Source organism: Roseateles flavus (assembly GCF_039872765.1).
GTDB lineage: Bacteria > Pseudomonadota > Gammaproteobacteria > Burkholderiales > Burkholderiaceae_C > Roseateles_B > Roseateles_B flavus.
Genome location: NZ_JBDPZC010000011.1, coordinates 97,094 through 115,038 on the forward strand (window position 1 = coordinate 97,094; position 17,945 = coordinate 115,038).

Annotated in this window: 15 protein-coding genes and 1 tRNA gene; 11 read left to right on the forward strand and 5 right to left on the reverse strand. The window is 69.8% G+C overall.

Annotated elements, in window-relative coordinates; all coding sequences use genetic code 11:
* Positions 1 to 36 precede the first annotated feature (36 nt).
* From ABDJ40_RS20205 to ABDJ40_RS20225, 5 genes are all read left to right on the forward strand, one after another.
* The gene (locus ABDJ40_RS20205; protein WP_347612351.1) at positions 37 to 1,128 is read left to right on the forward strand and encodes a saccharopine dehydrogenase family protein; all 1,092 of its coding nucleotides are present in this window, start codon (positions 37 to 39) and stop codon (positions 1,126 to 1,128) included.
* Between the two features lie 173 nt (positions 1,129 to 1,301).
* On the forward strand, positions 1,302 to 2,813 hold the full coding sequence (gene amaB / locus ABDJ40_RS20210) for an L-piperidine-6-carboxylate dehydrogenase (protein WP_347612353.1): 1,512 nt from the start codon (positions 1,302 to 1,304) through the stop codon (positions 2,811 to 2,813).
* Positions 2,814 to 3,006: 193 nt separating this feature from the next.
* Positions 3,007 to 4,026, forward strand: a complete 1,020-nt coding sequence (locus ABDJ40_RS20215; protein ID WP_347612456.1) for a DUF1338 domain-containing protein — start codon at positions 3,007 to 3,009, stop codon at positions 4,024 to 4,026.
* The gene (locus tag ABDJ40_RS20220) at positions 4,020 to 5,432 is read left to right on the forward strand and encodes an FAD-binding oxidoreductase (RefSeq protein ID WP_347612354.1); all 1,413 of its coding nucleotides are present in this window, start codon (positions 4,020 to 4,022) and stop codon (positions 5,430 to 5,432) included. The genes ABDJ40_RS20215 and ABDJ40_RS20220 overlap by 7 nt, the downstream gene beginning before the upstream one ends.
* Positions 5,433 to 5,567: 135 nt before the next feature.
* Positions 5,568 to 5,652, forward strand: a tRNA-Leu gene (locus tag ABDJ40_RS20225).
* 100 nt (positions 5,653 to 5,752) lie between these two features.
* Here ABDJ40_RS20225 and ABDJ40_RS20230 read toward each other — a convergent pair.
* Both ABDJ40_RS20230 and ABDJ40_RS20235 read right to left on the reverse strand, forming a co-directional pair.
* A complete protein-coding gene (locus tag ABDJ40_RS20230) occupies positions 5,753 to 7,888 on the reverse strand; it encodes a putative bifunctional diguanylate cyclase/phosphodiesterase (protein ID WP_347612356.1) in 2,136 nt (711 codons plus the stop codon).
* Between the two features lie 86 nt (positions 7,889 to 7,974).
* Positions 7,975 to 8,460 (reverse strand): GNAT family N-acetyltransferase, encoded by a 486-nt coding sequence (locus ABDJ40_RS20235; RefSeq protein WP_347612357.1) that lies wholly within the window; start codon positions 8,458 to 8,460, stop codon positions 7,975 to 7,977.
* Between the two features lie 163 nt (positions 8,461 to 8,623).
* Here ABDJ40_RS20235 and ABDJ40_RS20240 point away from each other — a divergent pair, with 163 nt between their 5' ends.
* Genes ABDJ40_RS20240 through ABDJ40_RS20250 form a run of 3 tightly spaced genes read left to right on the forward strand, consistent with a single transcriptional unit; the run spans position 8,624 to position 11,722 of the window.
* Positions 8,624 to 9,802, forward strand: coding sequence for an efflux RND transporter periplasmic adaptor subunit (locus ABDJ40_RS20240; protein ID WP_347612359.1), 1,179 nt, complete (start codon positions 8,624 to 8,626; stop codon positions 9,800 to 9,802).
* A 2-nt stretch (positions 9,803 to 9,804) separates the two neighbouring features.
* Positions 9,805 to 11,037 carry an FtsX-like permease family protein gene (locus ABDJ40_RS20245; RefSeq protein ID WP_347612361.1) on the forward strand — a complete coding sequence of 411 codons (1,233 nt, stop codon included), beginning with the start codon at positions 9,805 to 9,807 and terminating at the stop codon, positions 11,035 to 11,037.
* Entirely contained in the window at positions 11,030 to 11,722 is a 693-nt protein-coding gene (locus ABDJ40_RS20250; RefSeq protein ID WP_347612363.1) for an ABC transporter ATP-binding protein, read from the forward strand. Before ABDJ40_RS20245 ends, ABDJ40_RS20250 begins: the two co-directional genes overlap by 8 nt.
* On the opposite strand, the gene ABDJ40_RS20255 is transcribed toward ABDJ40_RS20250, so the two are convergent.
* Positions 11,723 to 11,923: a hypothetical protein gene (locus ABDJ40_RS20255; RefSeq protein WP_347612364.1), complete on the reverse strand. Its 201-nt coding sequence runs from the start codon at positions 11,921 to 11,923 to the stop codon at positions 11,723 to 11,725. It lies immediately after the preceding gene.
* A gap of 270 nt (positions 11,924 to 12,193) precedes the next feature.
* Here ABDJ40_RS20255 and ABDJ40_RS20260 point away from each other — a divergent pair, with 270 nt between their 5' ends.
* Complete coding sequence (locus tag ABDJ40_RS20260) at positions 12,194 to 14,215, forward strand: M13 family metallopeptidase (protein ID WP_347612366.1); 2,022 nt, start codon at positions 12,194 to 12,196, stop codon at positions 14,213 to 14,215.
* 158 nt (positions 14,216 to 14,373) lie between these two features.
* Here the strand turns inward: ABDJ40_RS20260 and ABDJ40_RS20265 are convergent, their stop codons facing one another.
* Together ABDJ40_RS20265 and ABDJ40_RS20270 are read right to left on the reverse strand one after the other, a co-directional pair.
* On the reverse strand, positions 14,374 to 14,556 hold the full coding sequence (locus ABDJ40_RS20265) for a hypothetical protein (RefSeq protein ID WP_269631320.1): 183 nt from the start codon (positions 14,554 to 14,556) through the stop codon (positions 14,374 to 14,376).
* Between the two features lie 158 nt (positions 14,557 to 14,714).
* A complete protein-coding gene (locus ABDJ40_RS20270; protein WP_347612367.1) occupies positions 14,715 to 15,536 on the reverse strand; it encodes an alpha/beta fold hydrolase in 822 nt (273 codons plus the stop codon).
* 72 nt (positions 15,537 to 15,608) lie between these two features.
* On the opposite strand from ABDJ40_RS20270, the gene ABDJ40_RS20275 reads away from it, so the two are divergent.
* Together ABDJ40_RS20275 and ABDJ40_RS20280 are read left to right on the forward strand one after the other, a co-directional pair.
* On the forward strand, positions 15,609 to 16,406 hold the full coding sequence (locus ABDJ40_RS20275) for an enoyl-CoA hydratase-related protein (RefSeq protein ID WP_347612369.1): 798 nt from the start codon (positions 15,609 to 15,611) through the stop codon (positions 16,404 to 16,406).
* A complete protein-coding gene (locus ABDJ40_RS20280) occupies positions 16,403 to 17,929 on the forward strand; it encodes a 3-hydroxyacyl-CoA dehydrogenase (protein WP_347612371.1) in 1,527 nt (508 codons plus the stop codon). Before ABDJ40_RS20275 ends, ABDJ40_RS20280 begins: the two co-directional genes overlap by 4 nt.
* The last annotated feature ends 16 nt before the right edge of the window (positions 17,930 to 17,945 follow it).

Here is a 17,945-nt window from a genome sequence, read left to right on the forward strand (position 1 = left end):
GCACCCATTCAGCACCCATTCAAAGAGGAGACCTCCATGAAGATCGCACTGCTCGGCGCCGGCCACATCGGCGAGACCATCGCCCGCCTGCTGCGCAACTCCGGCCACTATGACGTGACCGTCTTCGACAAGAACGAGAAGGCGCTGGCCGCCCTGTCCGAAGAGGGCATCAAGGTCCAGGCCGTGCAGGAGATCGGCCCCGGTGCCGCCGCCATGGTGCGCGGCTTCGATGCCATCGTGAACGCGCTGCCCTACCACCTGGCCATCCCGGCCGCCCACATGGCCCTGGAAGCCGGCTGCCACTACTTCGACCTGACGGAAGACGTGGCCGCCACCAAGGAGATCATGCGCATCGCCGAAGGCTCGCGCACCGCCTTCATGCCGCAGTGCGGCCTGGCCCCCGGCTTCATCGGCATCGTGGCCCACCACCTGGCCAAGGGCTTTGACACCCTGCAGGACGTGAAGATGCGCGTCGGCGCGCTGCCGGCCTTCCCGACCAATGCCCTGAAGTACAACCTGACCTGGTCGGTGGACGGCCTGATCAACGAGTACTGCCACCCCTGCGAGTGCATCCACGACGGCAGCAAGATCGACGCCCTGCCGCTGGAAGGCCTGGAGCACTTCTCGCTGGACGGCACCGAGTACGAGGCCTTCAACACCTCGGGCGGCCTGGGCACCCTGTGCGAGACGCTGGCCGGCAAGGTTCAGAACCTCGACTACAAGACCGTGCGCTACCCCGGCCACCGCGACCTGATGCAGTTCCTGCTGGACGACCTGCAGCTGAAGAACGACCAGGAGAAGCTCAAGGACATCATGCGCAAGAGCATGCCCGCCACCATGCAGGACGTGGTGCTGGTCTTCGTGACCGTCTCGGGCATGAAGCAGGGCCGCCTGGTGCAGGAAGTCTTCGCCCGCAAGATCTTCGCCGAGCGTGACGGCGCCCGCCCGCTGTCCGCCATCCAGATCACCACCGCCGCTGGCATCTGCGCCGCCGTGGACCTGTTCCGCCAGGGCAAGCTGCCGCAGCAGGGCTTCGTGCCGCAGGAGGCCGTCGAGCTGCCCGCCTTCCTGGCCAACGAGTTCGGCAAGGCCTACCAGCAGTCGCGCCAAGTCGAGAGCATTGGATGATCGGCTCCCCCCTACTGGCTTCGCCAGCCCCCCGGGGGCGAGCTCGTAGGCCCGGCCAAGCCGGATCCTCGAGCTCCACGCGGCTGGGCGGGGGCATGCCTGGAACCATGAATTGACACAGAGCCCCGGCCACATTCGCGTGTCGCCGGGGTCTTGCATTGGAGAATGACGCAATGAACATCACCGATCTGCTGAACGCCTGTGGCGTCCCCGCCGCTGCCTATACGGGCGGCACCCTGTCTGTCCGCTCGCCCATCGATGGCGCCTCGCTGGGCGCCGTGCATGAGGCCTCCGCCGAGGACATGCGCGCCGCGGTCGAGCGCGCGCATGCGGCCTTCCTCGAGTGGCGCACGGTGCCGGCGCCCAAGCGCGGCGAGCTGGTGCGCTTCTTCGGCGAGGAGCTGCGCACGCACAAGATCGACCTGGCCCGCCTGGTCTCGATCGAGGCCGGCAAGGTTGCCAGCGAAGGCGAGGGCGAAGTGCAGGAGATGATCGACATCTGCGACTTCGCCGTCGGCCTGTCGCGCCAGCTGCATGGCCTGACCATCGCCAGCGAGCGCCCCGGCCACCGCATGATGGAGCAGTACATGCCCCTGGGCGTGGTGGGCATCATCTCGGCCTTCAACTTCCCCGTGGCCGTGTGGGCCTGGAACTCGGCCCTGGCCCTGGTCTGCGGGGACACCTGCCTGTGGAAGCCCTCCGAGAAGACCCCGCTGACGGCCCTGGCCACGCAGGCCCTGTTCGAAAAGGCCGTCGCCCGCTACGTGGCCGCCGGCCACAAGGCCCCGGCCCACCTGTCGCAGCTGCTCAACGGCGGCGCGGCCGTCGGCGAGGCCATGGTTGACCACCCGAAGGTGGCCCTCGTGTCCGCCACCGGCTCGACCCGCATGGGCCGCGCCGTGGGCCCGCGCGTGGCCGCGCGCTTCGGCCGCTGCCTGCTGGAGCTGGGCGGCAACAACGCCATCATCGTGACCCCCAGCGCCGACCTGGAACTGGCCGTGCGCGGCATCCTCTTCGGCGCCTACGGCACGGCCGGCCAGCGCTGCACCACCACCCGCCGCGTGATCGCCCATGAAAGCATCCATGACGAACTGGTGGCGCGCCTGGACAAGGCCCGCGCCCAGCTGCGCATCGGCAACCCGCTGGAAGCCGGCACGCTGATCGGCCCGCTGATCGACCAGGCCAGCTTCGACGGCATGCAGGCGGCCCTGGCCGCCGCCCGCGAGCAGGGCGGCCAGGTCAGCGGCGGCGAACGCGCCCTGGCGGATCAGCTGCCGAACGCCTGGTACGCCGTGCCGGCCCTGGTCCGCATGCCGGCCCAGACCGAGATCGTGCGCCACGAGACCTTCGCCCCCATCCTGTACACCCTGAAGTACAAGACCCTGGACGAGGCCATCGCCCTGCAGAACGACGTGCCGCAAGGCCTGTCCTCGGCCATCTTCACGAATGACATCCGTGAAGCCGAGCTGTTCGTCTCGGCCTCGGGCTCGGACTGCGGCATCGCCAACGTCAACATCGGCACCTCGGGCGCCGAGATCGGCGGCGCCTTCGGTGGCGAGAAGGAAACCGGCGGCGGCCGCGAGTCGGGCTCCGACGCGTGGAAGGCCTATATGCGCCGCACCACCAACACGGTGAACTACTCGCGCGAGCTGCCTTTGGCCCAGGGCGTAAAGTTTGACATTTGACCCCCCCCTACCGGCTTCGCCGGCCCCCCCCAGGGGGGCGCGCCCGTAGGCCCGGCAGAGCCGGATCCTCGGGCGCCGTAGGGGGCGGTGGGCTTCGCCACCGCACTTTTACTTCCACTGAGCTTTGCTTGGTCTGCGGCTGCAGGCTGGGCGGAGCCTTGCCTGAATCGATTGTTTTGGAGTGCTGGACATGATGGACACGGCCCTGTTTCGCCTGCTGGCGAGCGCGATGGGGGAGAACGCGGCGCGGGAGACCTTTGCGCAGTTGGAGGTGGCGCCGGCGCTGCTGAAGCCGGCGGGCGAGACGGTCTCTCGGGCCGAGCTTGCGCAGGCGCTGAACATGGCGCTGTTCCGTGACGTGACGCTGCGTGTGCCGGCTGCGGCAGCCTATGTGGCGGACCAGCAGCGTGCGGGCCAGAAGCTGGTCTTCGACCACGGCGCCCTGCGCACCGTGGCCTGGCCCTGTGGCGCGCTGCCGCCCGGCGAGGCGGCCATCACCCGCGTGCTGCGCCCGCTGGGCTTCGAGCTGGCCTCGCCCTATCCGTTGCCCAAGCTGAAGATGACGGGGCGCGCCTGGTGCCATGCGGACCACCCGGAAGACATCGCCCAGTTCTTCGTCTCCGAGCTGCATCCCGAGCTCTTCTCCAGGGGCTTCCAGGCGGCCGTGACGCGCGTGCTGTCGACCTCGCGCGACCCGCTCCAGCCTTCGGACATGGCCCTGCTGGAGCAGCTGGCGCGCGACCGCAGCCTGCCCTGGCCTGCCGCGCTGCAGCTGCTGCCGGCCATGATCCGCTGCTTCGACCGCCAGCACGGCCTCTTCCCGCTGGAGGACTACCAGGCTCTGCTGCTGGAGTCTGCCGAGATGGCCTGGATCGCCACCGAGGGCAATGCCTTCAATCACGCGACGGACCGCGTGGTCGACCTCAACGCGCTGGCCGCGACGCAGAAGGCCCTGGGACGCCCCATCAAGGACCGGATCGAGGTCTCGGCCTCGGGCCGCGTGCTGCAGACGGCCTTCCGCGCCGCCCAGGTGCGCCGCGAGTTCCTCAGCGAGGGGCGTGTCGTCGGCATGGAGGTGCCGGGCTCCTTCTACGAGTTCATCCAGCGCGGACGCGACGGCGACAAGCTGGACCTGCGCTTCGATGCGGCCAATGCCACCGGCATCTTCAAGATGACGGCCGGCGCGGCGACGGAGGAGGCGGTGGCGTGCTGAACGCCACCCACCCGTGCGCCGACTTCCTGCGCGCCGCCGCCACGATCTGCGGTGAGGATCAGGTCGTGCCTGGCTCATCCATTGAGCCACGCTACCTGGAGCCTGCACGCTACGCGCCGGGCCATGCCGCGGCCCTGCTGCGGCCCGGCAGCGCGCAGGAGGCCGCGCAGCTGCTGCCCCTGTGCGCAGCCCATGGCCTGCGGGTGGTGCCGCAGGGCGCCCACACCGGACTGGTACGCGCCGGCACGCCGGACGACGCCGAACGCGAGGTGCTGCTGTCCACCGAGCGCCTGCGCGAGGTCTTCGAGTTTGATGCCTGGGACCGCACGCTGCGCGTCTCGGCGGGCTTCCGGCTGTCCGAGCTCAATGAGCGCCTCGCCCCGCACGGCCTGATGCTGCCCATCGACCTCAGCGCCGATCCCAGCGTGGGCGGACTGGTGTCGCACAACACCGGCGGCACGCGCATGCTGCGCTACGGCGATGTGCGCGCCAACACGCTGGCGCTGCGCGTGGCGCTGGCCGACGGGCGGATCGTGCAGCTGGGTCAGGGCCTGCAGAAGGACAACGCCCAGCTGGCCCTGCACCAGCTCTTCATCGGGGCTTCCGGCGCGCTGGGCCTGGTGCTGGAGGCCACGTTCCGTCTGGCCGCACTGCCGCGCCAGCAGGCCGTCGCGATGATCGCGCCGCGCAGCCTGGACGACGTCTTCCCCTTCTACCAGCGGGTGATGGCCCGCTATCCCGGCCTGGTCTCGGCCTTCGAGGCAATCTCGCGCGAGGCCTTCGTCGCAGCCCTGGGCAGCCCGGACGATGCGCAGCGCTGGTTCGGCGGACAGCTGCCGGACTACGCCCTGCTGCTGGAACTGTCCAGCGAGCTGAGCGCCGGGCAGCTGGACCTGCAGACCCTGCTGCAGCAGCTGCTGGAGGACGAATTCGGCGAGGCCGTGGTCGATGCCGTGCTGGGCGCCGACGCCGACTGCTGGCACCTGCGCCATCACATCAGCGAGGGGCTGCGCCGCCAGGGCAAGGTGGTGGGCTTCGACCTGTCCCTGCCTCGCGCACGCTTCATGGCCTTCCGCGAAGCCGGCCGCCGCTGGCTGGCCTCCCAGTTTCCAGCAGCCCGGCTGGCGGACTTCGGCCACCTGGGCGACGGCGGCCTGCACTTCAACCTGGTCTGGCCCAGAGAGCTGCCCCTGGACGAGGCCCCCCTGCGCGAGGGCGTCTACGCGCTGGTGCGTGCGCACGGCGGCAGCATCAGCGCGGAGCACGGCGTGGGTCCGCAGCTGCAGCAGGCCTACTGGCGGCACAGCGATCCTGCGGTGCTCGCCCTCAGCGGCAGCCTGCAGCGCAGCCTGGATCCGCAGGCCCTGCTGGCCCATACGCAGTGGGGCCCGGCACCGCGGCCCTGAAGCCAGGCGGCGGCCACGGGGCGCTGCGTGCGGGGCATCGCGTAGATTTTTGAAAATTTTTTCAAAAGTCCCTGGTAATCCAAAAATCTGATGCTATAGTAGCGGTCTTCGCTGCTTAAACAGCAACGAAGCAAAGCCCAGGTGGCGGAATTGGTAGACGCACTAGTTTCAGGTACTAGCGGGTAACTCCGTGGAGGTTCGAGTCCTCTCCTGGGCACCAAACAAAAAGGCCAGCACGCAAGTGCTGGCCTTTGCGTTTTCCGGGGCCGATTTTTGATCTCCGCCGGCAAGCGCGCGCTGCGGCGCCGGGCGCCCCCGGCTCACTCCGGGGTCAGGTCTTGCTCCCCCCGCTGCTGCCGCAGCAAGGCCTCCAGGGCCTGCGCCGGCATGGGCCGCGCAAAGAAGAAGCCCTGCCCCAGGTCACAGCCGATGGAGGCCAGCAGGTCTCGTTGGTGCGCCGTCTCCACGCCTTCCGCCACCACGCTCATGCCCAGCTCGTGGGCCATGGTGATGATGGCCCTGCACAGGGCCAGGGCCTTGCTGCCGGGCTCCAGCTCGTGCACGAAGGCGCGGTCGATCTTGAGGCAGTCGATCTCGTAGTGCTGCAGGTAGGACAGTGAGGAATAGCCCGTCCCGAAGTCGTCCAGCGCGACGCTGAAGCCCGCGCGCCGCAGCGCCATCAGCTGCTGGCTGGCGCCGTCGCCGCCTTCCAGCAGCAGGCCCTCGGTGATCTCCAGGGACACCGCATCCCCCGGCAGTCCGGCCTCGACGACCTGGCGCAGCCAGCGCGTGTGCATGCCGGACTCGCTATGGAACTGCACCGGCGACTTGTTGACGCTGACCTGGAACTGCTCGTCGATCTCGGCCCGCCAGCGCTGCACGTCCCGCACGGCCTGGCGGAACACCCACTCGCCGATCTCCAGGATCAGCCCGCTGCTCTCGGCGATGGGGATGAACTCGGCCGGCGACACCGGCCCGCGCTCCGGATGGTGCCAGCGCACCAGGGCCTCGGCCTTGCAGACCCGGCCCCGCCGCAGGTCCACGATGGGCTGGTAGACCACCTGCAGGTTCTCCGCCGCCAGCGCGTCGCGCAGGTCGTTGCCCAGGCGCATGCGGTTCTGGGCCGCTCGCTGCAGCGCGGGGGTGAAGTAGGCATAGCGGTTGCGGCCGGCGTCCTTGGCCACGTAGAGCGCCTGGTCCGCGTGCTTGAACAGCGCCTCGATGTGCTCGCCATCATCGGGGAACAGGCTGATGCCCACGCTGGCCGAGACGAAGGCACGCTCGCCCTCCAGCCGGAAGGGGCTGGCCACGCGCTCGATCAGCAGCTGCACGATGGACTCGATCTCCTCGTGGTCCGACACGGGGCTCAGCAGCACGGTGAACTCGTCGCCGCCCATGCGTGCAACCACATCGGCAGGACGCAGGCTGTCGCGGATGCGTTGTGCGGCCTGCTGAAGCAGCTGGTCGCCCTTGCCGTGACCGAGGGTGTCGTTGACTTCCTTGAAATGGTCGAGGTCGATGAAGAGTACGGCCAGCTGCGTGCCCTGCTCGCGGGCCCGCCGGATGGCGCGCTCCAGGCGGTCGCGCAGCATGCGCCGGTTGGGCAGGCCGGTGAGCGGGTCGAAGTTGGCCTGCTGCCAGATCAGCACCTCGGCCTCCTTGCGGGCCGTGATGTCGGTGTGCGTGCCGACCATGCGCAGCGGGCGGCCGAGGTCGTCGCGCGCGATGACCATGCCGCGGCTCAGCACCCACTTCCAGCTGCCGTCCTTGCAGCGCACGCGGTGCTCGTTGACGTAGGACGGCGTGCGGCCTTCGAAGTGCTCCATGCGATCGCGTTCCATGGCGGGCACGTCGTCCGGATGGGTCAGCTGGTCGAAGGACTCGGGCCGTTCGGCAATCTCGTCGGGGTCGTAGCCGTACATCTGCAGGTAGCGCGGCGAGAAGGTCTCGATGCCTTCGTCGATGCGCCAGTCCCAGACGCCGTCCCCCGTGCTCTCCAGGGCCAGCTTCCAGACGGCGTCGGTCTCGCGTAGCTGGGTCTCGCTGCGCTTGCGGGCGTCGATGTCGACGAAGGAGCCCATCCAGCCCTGCAGGCTGCCATCGCTGTCGAGCAGGGGGCGGGCCAGGCACAGGTGCCAGCGCAGCTCGCCCTGGGCATTGCGCAGGCGCAGGTCGACGTTGAGCGCCTGCCGCGTCGGCCAGGCCTGGGCGAGGGTGGCCAGCTCCTCGGCCGGCATGAAGCAGCGCCAGCCCTGGGCGATCAGATCGGCCTCGGGCCGTCCCACGTAGGCGCGCAGCGGGCAGCTGCAGGCGCTGAGCTGGCCCTGGGCATTGGCCAGCCACACCAGCTCGGGCAGCTGGTCCAGCCATTGCCGGGCGAGCGCGGGCAGCTTGACGCTGGCGGCCTCGGCCGGCGTTCCTGCCGCAGGGCTGGATGGCTCGTGCGGACGATGCAAGTGTGACCCTCCTCAACAGCTCGGGGCGGCTGGCTTCCGACGCCAGTCTCGCCTGCCAACTGTACGCGCAGCCCCCGGGCGCTCCCTCATGATCCTGAAATGGGCAGCGCGCGACTCATCTGCAGGCTGTGGACCTGGAAGCCCAGCTGCTCGTACAGCCCGCGGGCGGCCCCGTTGCCCGCCAGCACGTTCAGGCCCAGCCGTTCCGCGCCCAGCTGTGCGGCCTGGTCGAGCAGGGCGTGCAGCGCCCGCCGTGCATGACCCTGGCGGCGATGCTGCGGCTCGATGAACAGGTCATAGAGGTGAGCCCGTCCGGACGGCCCCGCATGAAGCCACAGCTGCCCGACGACAGCGCCGCGTGCGGCATGAATCTCGAAAACGTGGTGGCCGGGCGTCTGCAGCCCCTGGGGCAGCAGCTCGGCATGGCTGCGCTGCGCCTGGACCAGGGCCTGCTCCGGCGTGGCGCGCCCGCTGGCCTGCAGATAGTCGGCCAGGCGCGTGACGGCGCCATCCAGCCAGGCGGCGAAGGCCCCTGCGGGCAAGGGGTGGAGGAGTACGCAGGCGGCAGTCATCGGATCATCATGCCCCAAGCCACCCCGGCGAGGCCGCATTTCTTTACGCTGCCGTCACGCAGGGCTTGAGCTTTGTCAAGCTGCCGGCGGCCCGCTTGTTTCGACAATGGCTGCATCACCCTTCGAACGGAAGTGCCCTCACATGCGCTGGAGTTGGAAAGTCATGCTGCCCCTGGGCGCCCTGGCCCTGCTGTCCCTGGCCTGGGCCTGGCGCAACTGGGAGGGGCCGGCGGCACGCTGGCAGCAGGTGCAGCCCCGCGACCTGGTGCGCACGGTGGTGGCCAGTGCCCGCGTGCAGGCGCCGCATCGCGTGGAGCTGGGCGCCCAGCTCACGGGCACGGTGCGCCAGGTGCGGGTGGAGGAAGGGCAGTCGGTGGAAGCGGGTCAGCTGCTGCTGAGCCTTGAATCCAGCGAGGCGCAGGCCAACTGGCAGGCGGCCGAGCTGGCGGTCCAGCAGGCCGAGGCCCGGCTGCGCCAGCTGCTGGAGGTGCAGGCCCCTGCCGCTCGTGAGGCCGAACGGCAGGCGCAGGCCAACCTGGCGCAGATCCGGGCCCAGCACGCGCGCCAGGCGGACCTGTTCCGTCAGGGCTTCATCGGCCAGGCCGCCCTGGACGAGGCCAGCCGGGCACTGCAGGTCGCCGAGGCCCAGGCCCGCGCAGCCACGCTGCAGCGCCAGTCCGGCGATCCGCAGGGCGCGGATCTGGCCCTGGCCCGCAGCACCCTGGCACAGGCCCGTGCGAGCGCCCTCGCGGCCCAGGCAAGGCTGGAGTACATGAGCCTCAAGGCGCCGGTGGCCGGCGTCATCGTCAACCGCAGCGTGGAGCCGGGGCAGGTGGTGCAGGCCGGCAAGGTGCTGCTGCTGCTGGCGCCCGGCGGTGCCAGCGAGCTGGTCGCCCAGATCGACGAGCGCAACCTGGGCCTGCTGCAGGCGGGCCAGCCGGCCCTGGCCTCGGCCGATGCCTATGCGGAGCAGCGCTTCGAGGCCAAGGTCAGCGAGATCAGCCCCGGCGTGGACGCGCAGCGCGGCTCGGTGGAGGTCAAGCTGACCGTCCCCAAGCCGCCCGCCTACCTGCGGCAGGACATGACGGTCTCGGTGGAGATCGAGGTGGCCCGGCATCTGCAGGCCCTGAGCCTGCCCATGGAGGCCGTGCTGCAGCCCGAGTCGACGCAACCCTGGGTCTGGGTGCTGGATGCCGACGACCGGCTGCAGCGCCGTGAACTGCGCCTGGGCCTGCGGGCCGGTGGCCTCGTCGAGGTGCTGCAGGGCCTCAAGGCCGGCGAGCGCGTGCTGCTGGCACCGGAGCAGGGCTGGAAGCCCGGCCAACACCTGCGCGGGGCCTGAGCATGGCCCTGGCGCGCTGGCAGCCCTTCGAGTGGATCGTCGCGGCCCGCTTCCTGCGGGAAGGGCGCATGCAGAGTCTCTTCATCATCGTCGGCGTGTCCATCGGCGTGGCGGTGATCGTCTTCATGTCGGCCCTGCTGGCGGGGCTGCAGGCCAACCTCGTGCGGCGGGTGCTGACGGCCCAGCCGCATGTGCAGCTGCTGCCGCCCAAGGAGCAGGTGCGCGTGCTGCACGCTGCGGGCGACGCGGCCTTCGCCACCACCGTGCAGGCGCCGCTGCAGCGGCTCAAGTCCATCGACCAATGGCAGTCCCTGCTGGTGCAGCTGCGGGCCATGGCGGACGTGAAGGTGGTGTCGCCCACCGTCAGCGGCTCGACCCTGATCCAGCGCGGCGACACCAGCCGCTCCCTGAGCCTCAACGGCGTGGAGCTGGAGCACTACGACCGCATCGTCAGCCTCAGCGACAAGATCGTGAAGGGCCGGGCCCGGCTGGGCGCCACGGACATCCTGATCGGCATCGAGCTGGCCAACGACCTCGGCCTGAGCGTGGGTGACAAGCTGCGGGTCAGCGCCGCCAGCGGAGCCGCCAACACCTTCGAGATCGCCGGCATCCTGGACCTGGGCAACAAGGGTGCCAACCAGCGCACCGGCTTCGTGTCCCTGCACAGCGCGCAGAGCCTGCTGGGCTATGCCGGCGGCGTGACCAGCATCGACCTCACCGTACGCGACGTCTACGCCGCAGAGCGCGTGGCCCAGCGCATCGCCGCCCTGGCCCCGGTACAGGCAGACAGCTGGATCAAGACCAACGCCCAGTTCTTCAGTGCCGTGCAGTCGCAGAGCACGGCCAACACGGCCATCCGCTTCTTCGTGGGCCTGTCGGTGGCCTTCGGCATCGCCAGCGTGCTGGTGGTCTCGGTGGTGCAGCGCTCCAAGGAGATCGGCATCCTGCGTGCCATGGGCATCTCGCGGGGGCAGGTCATGCGCGTGTTCCTGCTGCAGGGTGGCCTGCTGGGGCTGGGCGGGGCGCTGATCGGCTGCATCGTGGGCTCCGTCGCGCTGAAGCTGTGGCTGGGCTATGCCAAGACGCCGGACGGCAGCCCCATGTTCACCATCAGCTTCGAACCCTCCCTCTACCTGACGGCCCTGGGCCTGGCCACGCTGACCGGCCTGCTGGCCGCGCTGGCGCCGGCTCTGCGCGCGGCGCGTCTTGACCCTGTGGTGGCCATCCGTGGATGAAGCGCTGACCCCTGTCGTGGAGCTGCGCCAGGTGCGCAAGTCCTTCAATGTGGGCCTGCCCACCGAGGTGGAGGTGCTGCATGGCATCGACCTGCGCCTGATGCCGGGGCAGTTCTCCGCCGTCATGGGCCCGTCGGGTTCGGGCAAGAGCACCCTGCTCAACATCGTGGGCCTGCTGGACCGGCCGACGCAGGGGCAGCTGCTGATCCAGGGCCAGGAAACGACGGCCATGGACGACGCCGCGCTGACCCGCCTGCGCGGCCACACCATCGGCTTCGTCTTCCAGTATCACCACCTGATCGGCGCCTTCAGCGCGCTGGAGAACGTGATGCTGCCCATGGTCGGGCTCAAGGGATTTCCGGATGCCACTCTCGAGCAGCGCGCCCTGGGCCTGCTCGAGAGCGTGGGCCTGAGCCCGTGGAAGGACACGCCGGCGGCGCGCCTCTCCGGCGGGCAGCAGCAGCGCGTGGCGGTGGCCCGGGCCCTGGCCATGCAGCCGGCCCTCCTGCTGGCCGACGAACCCACGGGCAACCTGGACAGCAAGAGCGCGGATGCCGTGTTCGAGCTGCTGCGCCAGGTCAACCGCGATCACGGCACGGCGGTGCTCTTCGTCACCCACAACCCCGACCTGGCCCGCCGCTGCGACACCACGCTGATGGTGGTGGATGGCCTGATGCAGGGCTGATCAGCCGCGCCAGCCGAGCAGCCGTGCCGGCAGGTAGAACAGGGCCTGGATCAGCGCCAGGCCGCCCCCGACCGCGAAGCCCAGGATCCGCAAGGGCAGCAGCACCAGCCAGACCAGGGGCCACAGAAGCAGTGCCAGCAGGGCCAGCGGCCAGCAGATCAGCGCCAGCAGCAACCACAGCAGCAGGGAAGTGAAGGACATGGCCCGCGCCTTGTTCGGATGAGTCAGGTGGCGCCATGGTGCGGCCACAGCCCGGGACCGCACAGTGTCGAAGGCCATGGCGCGGCGGGGCCGTGTCCGGGCTGACCCGGCCCGCGCCTGCGGGGTTTTCGGCCCTTGGCTAGGGCTTTCACGGGTGACTGACTTTTGGGCGGGCATGGTGCAGCACGTATGCTTTCGCCCTTTCGTCCATCCCTAAGATCTACAACGGGCCTCGAGCGTCAGGAGCGCGAAGGGGCCGAGAGAGAGTCCATGAAGTCGACCTTCAAACTGGGCGCCCTGGCGCTGATGATCCAGCTGGCCGGTGCCGCCTTTGCCGCCCCTCACAACCATGGGCTCGACCTGCCCAACTACGATCCTGCCGTGCGGGCCCAGGACGACCTGTTCCTGGCGGCCAACGGCGGCTGGCTGGGCCGCACCGAGATCCCGGCGGACAAGTCCTCCTTCGGTACCTTCGTTCTGCTGCGCGACATGTCGGACGCCCGCGTGCGTGCCATCGTCGAGGAGCTGGCCAAGGGCAAGCAGGCGGCAGGCAGCAATGAATTCAAGATCGGCACCTACTACGCCGCCTTCGTCGACACCGCCTCCATCGACCGCGCCGGCTTCAAGCCCGTGCAGCCGCATCTGAAGGCCATTGACGGCCTGAAGTCGGTCGCCGACCTGACCCGCTGGATCGGCCAGGTGCAAGGCGAGGTGTCCACGCCCATCGCCATGTACGTCGATGCCGACGCCAAGAGGCCCCAGGAGAACCGCCTCACCCTGGTCCAGGCCGGCCTGGGCCTGCCCGACCGCGACTACTACCTGCTGAAGGACGACGCCCGCATGGGCGACGCCCGCAAGGCCTATCTCGCCTATCTGCAGCAGCTGGCCGGCTTCGCGGGCGAGAAGAACGCCGCCGCCGCGGCCCAGCGCATCTACGCCCTGGAAGAGAAGATCGCCCAGCTGCACTGGAGCAACGTCGAGAACCGCGACCCGGTCAAGACCTACAACCCGCTCAGCGTGACCGAGCTGGCCAGCCAGGCGCCGCAGCTGGACTGGACCGTCCTGTTCCAGGCCGCCGGCCTGCCCAAGCTGGACACCGTGTCCCTCATGCAGCCCAGCGCCGTGCAGGGCATTGCCAAGCTGCTGGCCGAGGCACCGCTGGCCGACTGGAAGCTCTACCTGAAGGCCCGCACCCTGGACAGCTATGCCAGCGTGCTGCCCAAGGCGCTGCGTGACGCCTCCTTCGCCTTCCATGGCCAGGCCCTGTCCGGCCAGAAGGCCGAGCTGCCGCGCTGGCAGAAGGGCGTGGCCGAAGTCAACATGGCCCTGGGCGAGGCCATCGGCCAGATCTACGTGGCCCGCCACTTCCCGCCCGAGGCCAAGGCCCGCATGGAGAAGCTGGTCGCCAACCTGCTGGCCGCCTACAAGGACTCCATCGACGGCCTGAGCTGGATGTCGCCGGCCACCAAGGTCCAGGCGCAGGACAAGCTGTCCAAATACATGACCAAGATCGGCTACCCCGAGAGCTGGCGTGACTACGGCCGCCTGGTCGTGAAGGCCGGCGACGCGCTGGGCAACAATCAGCGCGCCGGCCGCAACGAGTGGCTGCGCATGGCCGCCAAGGCCGACAAGCCCGTGGACCGCAAGGAATGGGGCATGACGCCGCAGACGGTCAATGCCTACTACAACCCCTCGCAGAACGAGATCGTGTTCCCGGCCGCCATCCTGCAGCCGCCCTTCTTCGACATGAACGCCGACGACGCCGTGAACTACGGCGCCATCGGTGCCGTGATCGGTCACGAGATCAGCCATGGCTTTGACGACCAGGGCAGCCAGTTCGACGGCGATGGCGTGCTGCGCAACTGGTGGACCCCGGAGGACCGCAAGGCCTTCGACGGCATCACCGCCCAGCTGGTCTCGCAGTACAACGGCTACGAGCCCATCCCCGGCAAGCATGTCAACGGCCAGCTGACCCTGGGCGAGAACATCGCCGATCTCTCCGGCCTGCAGATCGCGTTCAAGGCTTACCAGCGCTCCCTGGCTGGCCAGGCTGCGCCGGCCATCGGCGGCTACAGCGGCGAGCAGCGCTTCTTCCTGGGCTGGTCGCAGTCCTGGCGCGTGAAGGCCCGCGAACAGCGCCTGCTGCAGCTGCTGGTGATCGACCCGCACTCGCCTGGCGAGTACCGTGCGAATGGCGCGGCCATCAACCACGACGGCTTCCATCAGGCCTTCGGCACCAAGCAGGGCGACAAGATGTTCAAGCCCAGCGAGGAGCGGATCCGCATCTGGTAAGCGATGACGGCATCCCGCCGTCCAGCCAAGGCCGCCTCCGGGCGGCCTTTTTCATGGCCCAAAAAAACGCCCGGCGGTGGCCGGGCTGAAGGGAGGACAAGGGAAGCAGGCGGCCGCAGGGCCGCGCGCGCTTGATCGGGATCGATGGGCCGGCCGGATCAGGCCTGCGCAGCCGCTTCGTGTGCGGCCGATGCCTGAGCCAGGCTCAGCGAGGGCAGTTGCATGGCCGGCGCACCCAGGCAGGGCTGACCACCGGTGGCATCGGCCTGGGCGAGCGTCAGGGACGCGGCGCTGGCGATGGCAAGAAGGGCGGTGAGCAGGGTCTTGGTGGCGGCTTTCATGGCATTCCTCTCTGGCGTCTTGGTGCTGGCGGGCCTCATGGCTTTGTCGATGAGAGGAGTGTGCGCGCCGGCCCCCCGGTCTTCCAGGTGCCTGCGACGAACTGACGGCGGGGTGACGTGAACGGCTGCTGGCTGCGATCGATGCCGGGCCTGGCGGCTCAGGCCAGGCTCGCCAGCCAGTCCTGCATGTGGGCGATCAGCCGCTCAGGCTGGTCCTTGTGCGGGCTGTGGCCGCAGTCCGGCAGGGCCAGCAGGCGGGTGTCGGCGTGCAGTTCGGCGATGGCCTCGATCTGGCGCAGGCTGCCGTATTCGTCGTGCACGCCCTGCACCGCCAGCACGGGACATTGAAGGCGGCCCTGCAGCTCCGCCTCGATGTTCCAGTCCTCGAAGCCGGGGCGCAGCCAGGCGTCGTTCCAGCCGTAGAAGGCGGAGTCGGTGTCTGCGTGATGGCGGGCCAGGGCCTTGCGCAGGGAGTCGCCCTGCTCGTAGGCGGTCTTGGCGGCATGCAGGCCCAGCAGGGTCATGGGCTCCACGAACAGGTGAGGAGCCATCGCCACGACGCCTCGCACCTGCTGCGCTGCATGGGCCGCGTAGAGCAGGGCGAGGCTGGCACCGTCGCTGTGGCCGAAGAGCAGCAGCGGGCGGTCGGCCAGGCCCAGGGCCTCGAAGCAGGCCGGCAGCAGGCCGCGTGCCTGGCGCTGGAGATAGTCTGGCGGCCAAGGCGCCGTGCGTGGCGTACTGTGGCCATAGCCCGGGCGCGAGAACACCAGGCCGGGCAGCTGGAGGGCTTCGCAGAGCCGTGCAGGGAAATCGCGCCACTGACTCAGCGAGCCCAGGCCCTCGTGCAGGAAGACCAGCAGGGGCTGGCGCGCCTCCTGAGCCTCACCCAGCCACTGGGATTCGATGCGCAGCGACTCGCCGTCCAGCATGAGCGGCTGCAGGAAGGGCGGGCGCGGCGTCAAGGGGCTCGGCGTGCTCATGGCGGAATTCTGCCCTCGTCGAGCCGCGGGCGGCTGCGCTGCGATACTTCGTTCATTACAAGGAGTTTCACGGTGGAGACATTGCATATTGCGGTGGACGCGCGCGGCGTGGCGCGCGTCACCATGACCCGTCCGGAGGTGTTCAACGCCTTCAACGAGCAGATGATCGGCGAGCTGGACCAGGCCTTCGAGCGGCTGACGGCCGACCCCAAGGTGCGCGTCATCGTGCTGGCCGGCGCCGGCAAGGCCTTCAGCGCTGGCGCTGACATCCAGTGGATGCAGCGCGCAGCCCAGGCCAGCCAGGAATGGAACCTGCAGGATGCGCGGCGTTTCGCAGCCATGCTGTACCGCATCCAGTCCTGCCCCAAGCCCACCATTGCCCGCGTGCAGGGCGTGGCGCTGGGCGGTGGCGTCGGGCTGACGGCGGCCTGCGACATCGCCGTGGCCAGCCAGGACGCCCGCTTCGCGGTGAGCGAGGCGCGCTTCGGCATCCTGCCGGCCGTGATCGGTCCCTATGTGGTCAATGCCGTGGGCAGCCGCCAGGCGCGCCGCCTGGCCCTGACGGGCAGCCGCATCCCCGCCACTGAAGCGCTGGCCCTGGGGCTGGTGCATGAGGTCGTGGCCCCCGAGGCCCTGGACGAGGCCCTGGAGCGCTGGCTGAGCGAGCTGCTGGCCAACGGCCCGCAGGCCCAGGCCGAGATCAAGCAGCTGCTGGGCCAGCTCTGCGTCGGCCCGGTGACCGAGGAGGTGCGCGAGCTCACGGCCCAGACCATCTCCCGTGTGCGCGTGGGCGCGGAGGCTCGCGAGGGCTTTGCCGCCTTCATGGCCAAGCGTCCGGCGCCCTGGGTGCCGCAAGGGGAGGGCGCATGAGCGAGGTCCAGCAATGGGCGGTGGCGAGCAAGCCCGCCGCTGAAGCCCTGATCGGCGTGATCGGCGCTGGCGTGATGGGCGCGGGCATTGCTCAGGTGGCAGCCCAGGCCGGTCATCCGGTGCGGCTGATGGACGTCCGCGAAGGCGCCGCCGCCGCCGCGCACGGTCAGATCGCCAAGGCCCTGGAAGGCCTGGTGGCCAAGGGGCGCATGGAGGCAGCCGAGCGCGAGGCCGTGCTGGCGCGCATCCAGCCGGTGTCGGCCCTGGCTGAGCTGGCTGGCGCGGCCCTGGTGGTCGAGGTCATCATTGAAAAGCTGGAGCCCAAGCAGGCCCTGCTGCGCGAGCTGGACGCCCTGCTGGGGCCGGACGCGCTGATCGCCTCGAACACCTCGTCGATCAGCATCACCGCGCTGGCCAATGGCATGCAGCGTCCCGGCCGCCTGGTGGGCATGCATTTCTTCAATCCCGTGCCGCTGATGAAGCTGGTGGAGGTGGTGTCCGGGGCGGAGACGCTGGTCTCTGTGGCGGAAGCCATCTACGAGCTTTCGCGGCGCTGGGGCAAGGCGCCCGTGCATGCGAAGTCGACGCCTGGCTTCATCGTCAACCGCATCGCCCGCCCCTATTACGCCGAGACCCTGGCCCTGCTGCTGGAGCAGGCCGGCACGCCCGCGCAGCTGGACCGCGCCTTGCGTGCGGTGGGCTTCCGCATGGGCCCCTGCGAGCTGATGGACCTGATCGGGCATGACACCAACTTCCTGGTGACCCAGTCCGTCTTCGAGGCCAACTTCGGTGACAAGCGCTACATGCCCTCCCTGGTGCAGAAGGCCCTGGTGGACGGGGGACGCCTGGGCCGCAAGGTCGGTAAGGGCTTCTATGAGGGCGTGCCCGTGGCGCCGGCTCCCGTGGAGCGCCAGGGTGCCGCTGCCCTGCCGCCCGTGCAGCTGCTGGGCAGCGGTGCGCTGGTCGACGGCCTGGCACAAGCCCTGGAAGCCGCCGGCGTCGCCTTCGAGCGCCAGAGGCAGTCCAGCTGGGCCGGCCTGGTGATGGGGGCGCTGCAGCTGCGCATGAGCACCGGCCGCTGCGCCGCCGAACTCGCAAGGCAGACTGGTCATGCCGAGCTGGCCGTGATCGACTGGCCCATCCAGGGCCCGCGCACCGAGGCCCTGGCGCTGGCCTTCGCCCCGCGCTGCAGCGAGGCCAGCCGTGAGCAGGCGCTGCGGCTCTTCGCTGCCTTGGGCTGGGCCCCGCTGGTTCTGCGCGACGCGCCCGGCCTGGTGGTCGCCCGCACGCTGGCCATGCTGGTCAACGAGGGCGCGGATGCCGTCTGGCAGGGCGTCTGCGACGAGGCCGCCGCCGATCAGGCCATGAAGCTGGGCGTCAACTACCCGGCCGGGCCCTTCGAGTGGCTGGCACAGCTGGGCGTCGCGCCCGTGGTCGAGACCCTGGACGCGCTCTTTGAGGCCTGCCGCAACGAGCGCTACCGCGTCAGTCCGCTGCTGCGGCAACGCCTGTGGGCCGACTGAGCGTCAGCCGCCGCAA

What these genes read in the sequence shown, in the direction of transcription:
- ABDJ40_RS20205 (WP_347612351.1), top strand. Translation starts at nt 37, where the DNA reads ATGAAGATCGCACTGCTCGGCGCCGGCCACATCGGCGAGACCATCGCC.
- ABDJ40_RS20260 (WP_347612366.1), top strand. Translation starts at nt 12,194, where the DNA reads ATGAAGTCGACCTTCAAACTGGGCGCCCTGGCGCTGATGATCCAGCTG.
- ABDJ40_RS20235 (WP_347612357.1), bottom strand. Translation starts at nt 8,460, where the DNA reads ATGACTGCCGCCTGCGTACTCCTCCACCCCTTGCCCGCAGGGGCCTTC.
- amaB (WP_347612353.1), top strand. Translation starts at nt 1,302, where the DNA reads ATGAACATCACCGATCTGCTGAACGCCTGTGGCGTCCCCGCCGCTGCC.
- ABDJ40_RS20280 (WP_347612371.1), top strand. Translation starts at nt 16,403, where the DNA reads ATGAGCGAGGTCCAGCAATGGGCGGTGGCGAGCAAGCCCGCCGCTGAA.
- ABDJ40_RS20265 (WP_269631320.1), bottom strand. Translation starts at nt 14,556, where the DNA reads ATGAAAGCCGCCACCAAGACCCTGCTCACCGCCCTTCTTGCCATCGCC.
- ABDJ40_RS20255 (WP_347612364.1), bottom strand. Translation starts at nt 11,923, where the DNA reads ATGTCCTTCACTTCCCTGCTGCTGTGGTTGCTGCTGGCGCTGATCTGC.
- ABDJ40_RS20240 (WP_347612359.1), top strand. Translation starts at nt 8,624, where the DNA reads ATGCTGCCCCTGGGCGCCCTGGCCCTGCTGTCCCTGGCCTGGGCCTGG.
- ABDJ40_RS20245 (WP_347612361.1), top strand. Translation starts at nt 9,805, where the DNA reads ATGGCCCTGGCGCGCTGGCAGCCCTTCGAGTGGATCGTCGCGGCCCGC.
- ABDJ40_RS20270 (WP_347612367.1), bottom strand. Translation starts at nt 15,536, where the DNA reads ATGAGCACGCCGAGCCCCTTGACGCCGCGCCCGCCCTTCCTGCAGCCG.
- ABDJ40_RS20215 (WP_347612456.1), top strand. Translation starts at nt 3,007, where the DNA reads ATGGACACGGCCCTGTTTCGCCTGCTGGCGAGCGCGATGGGGGAGAAC.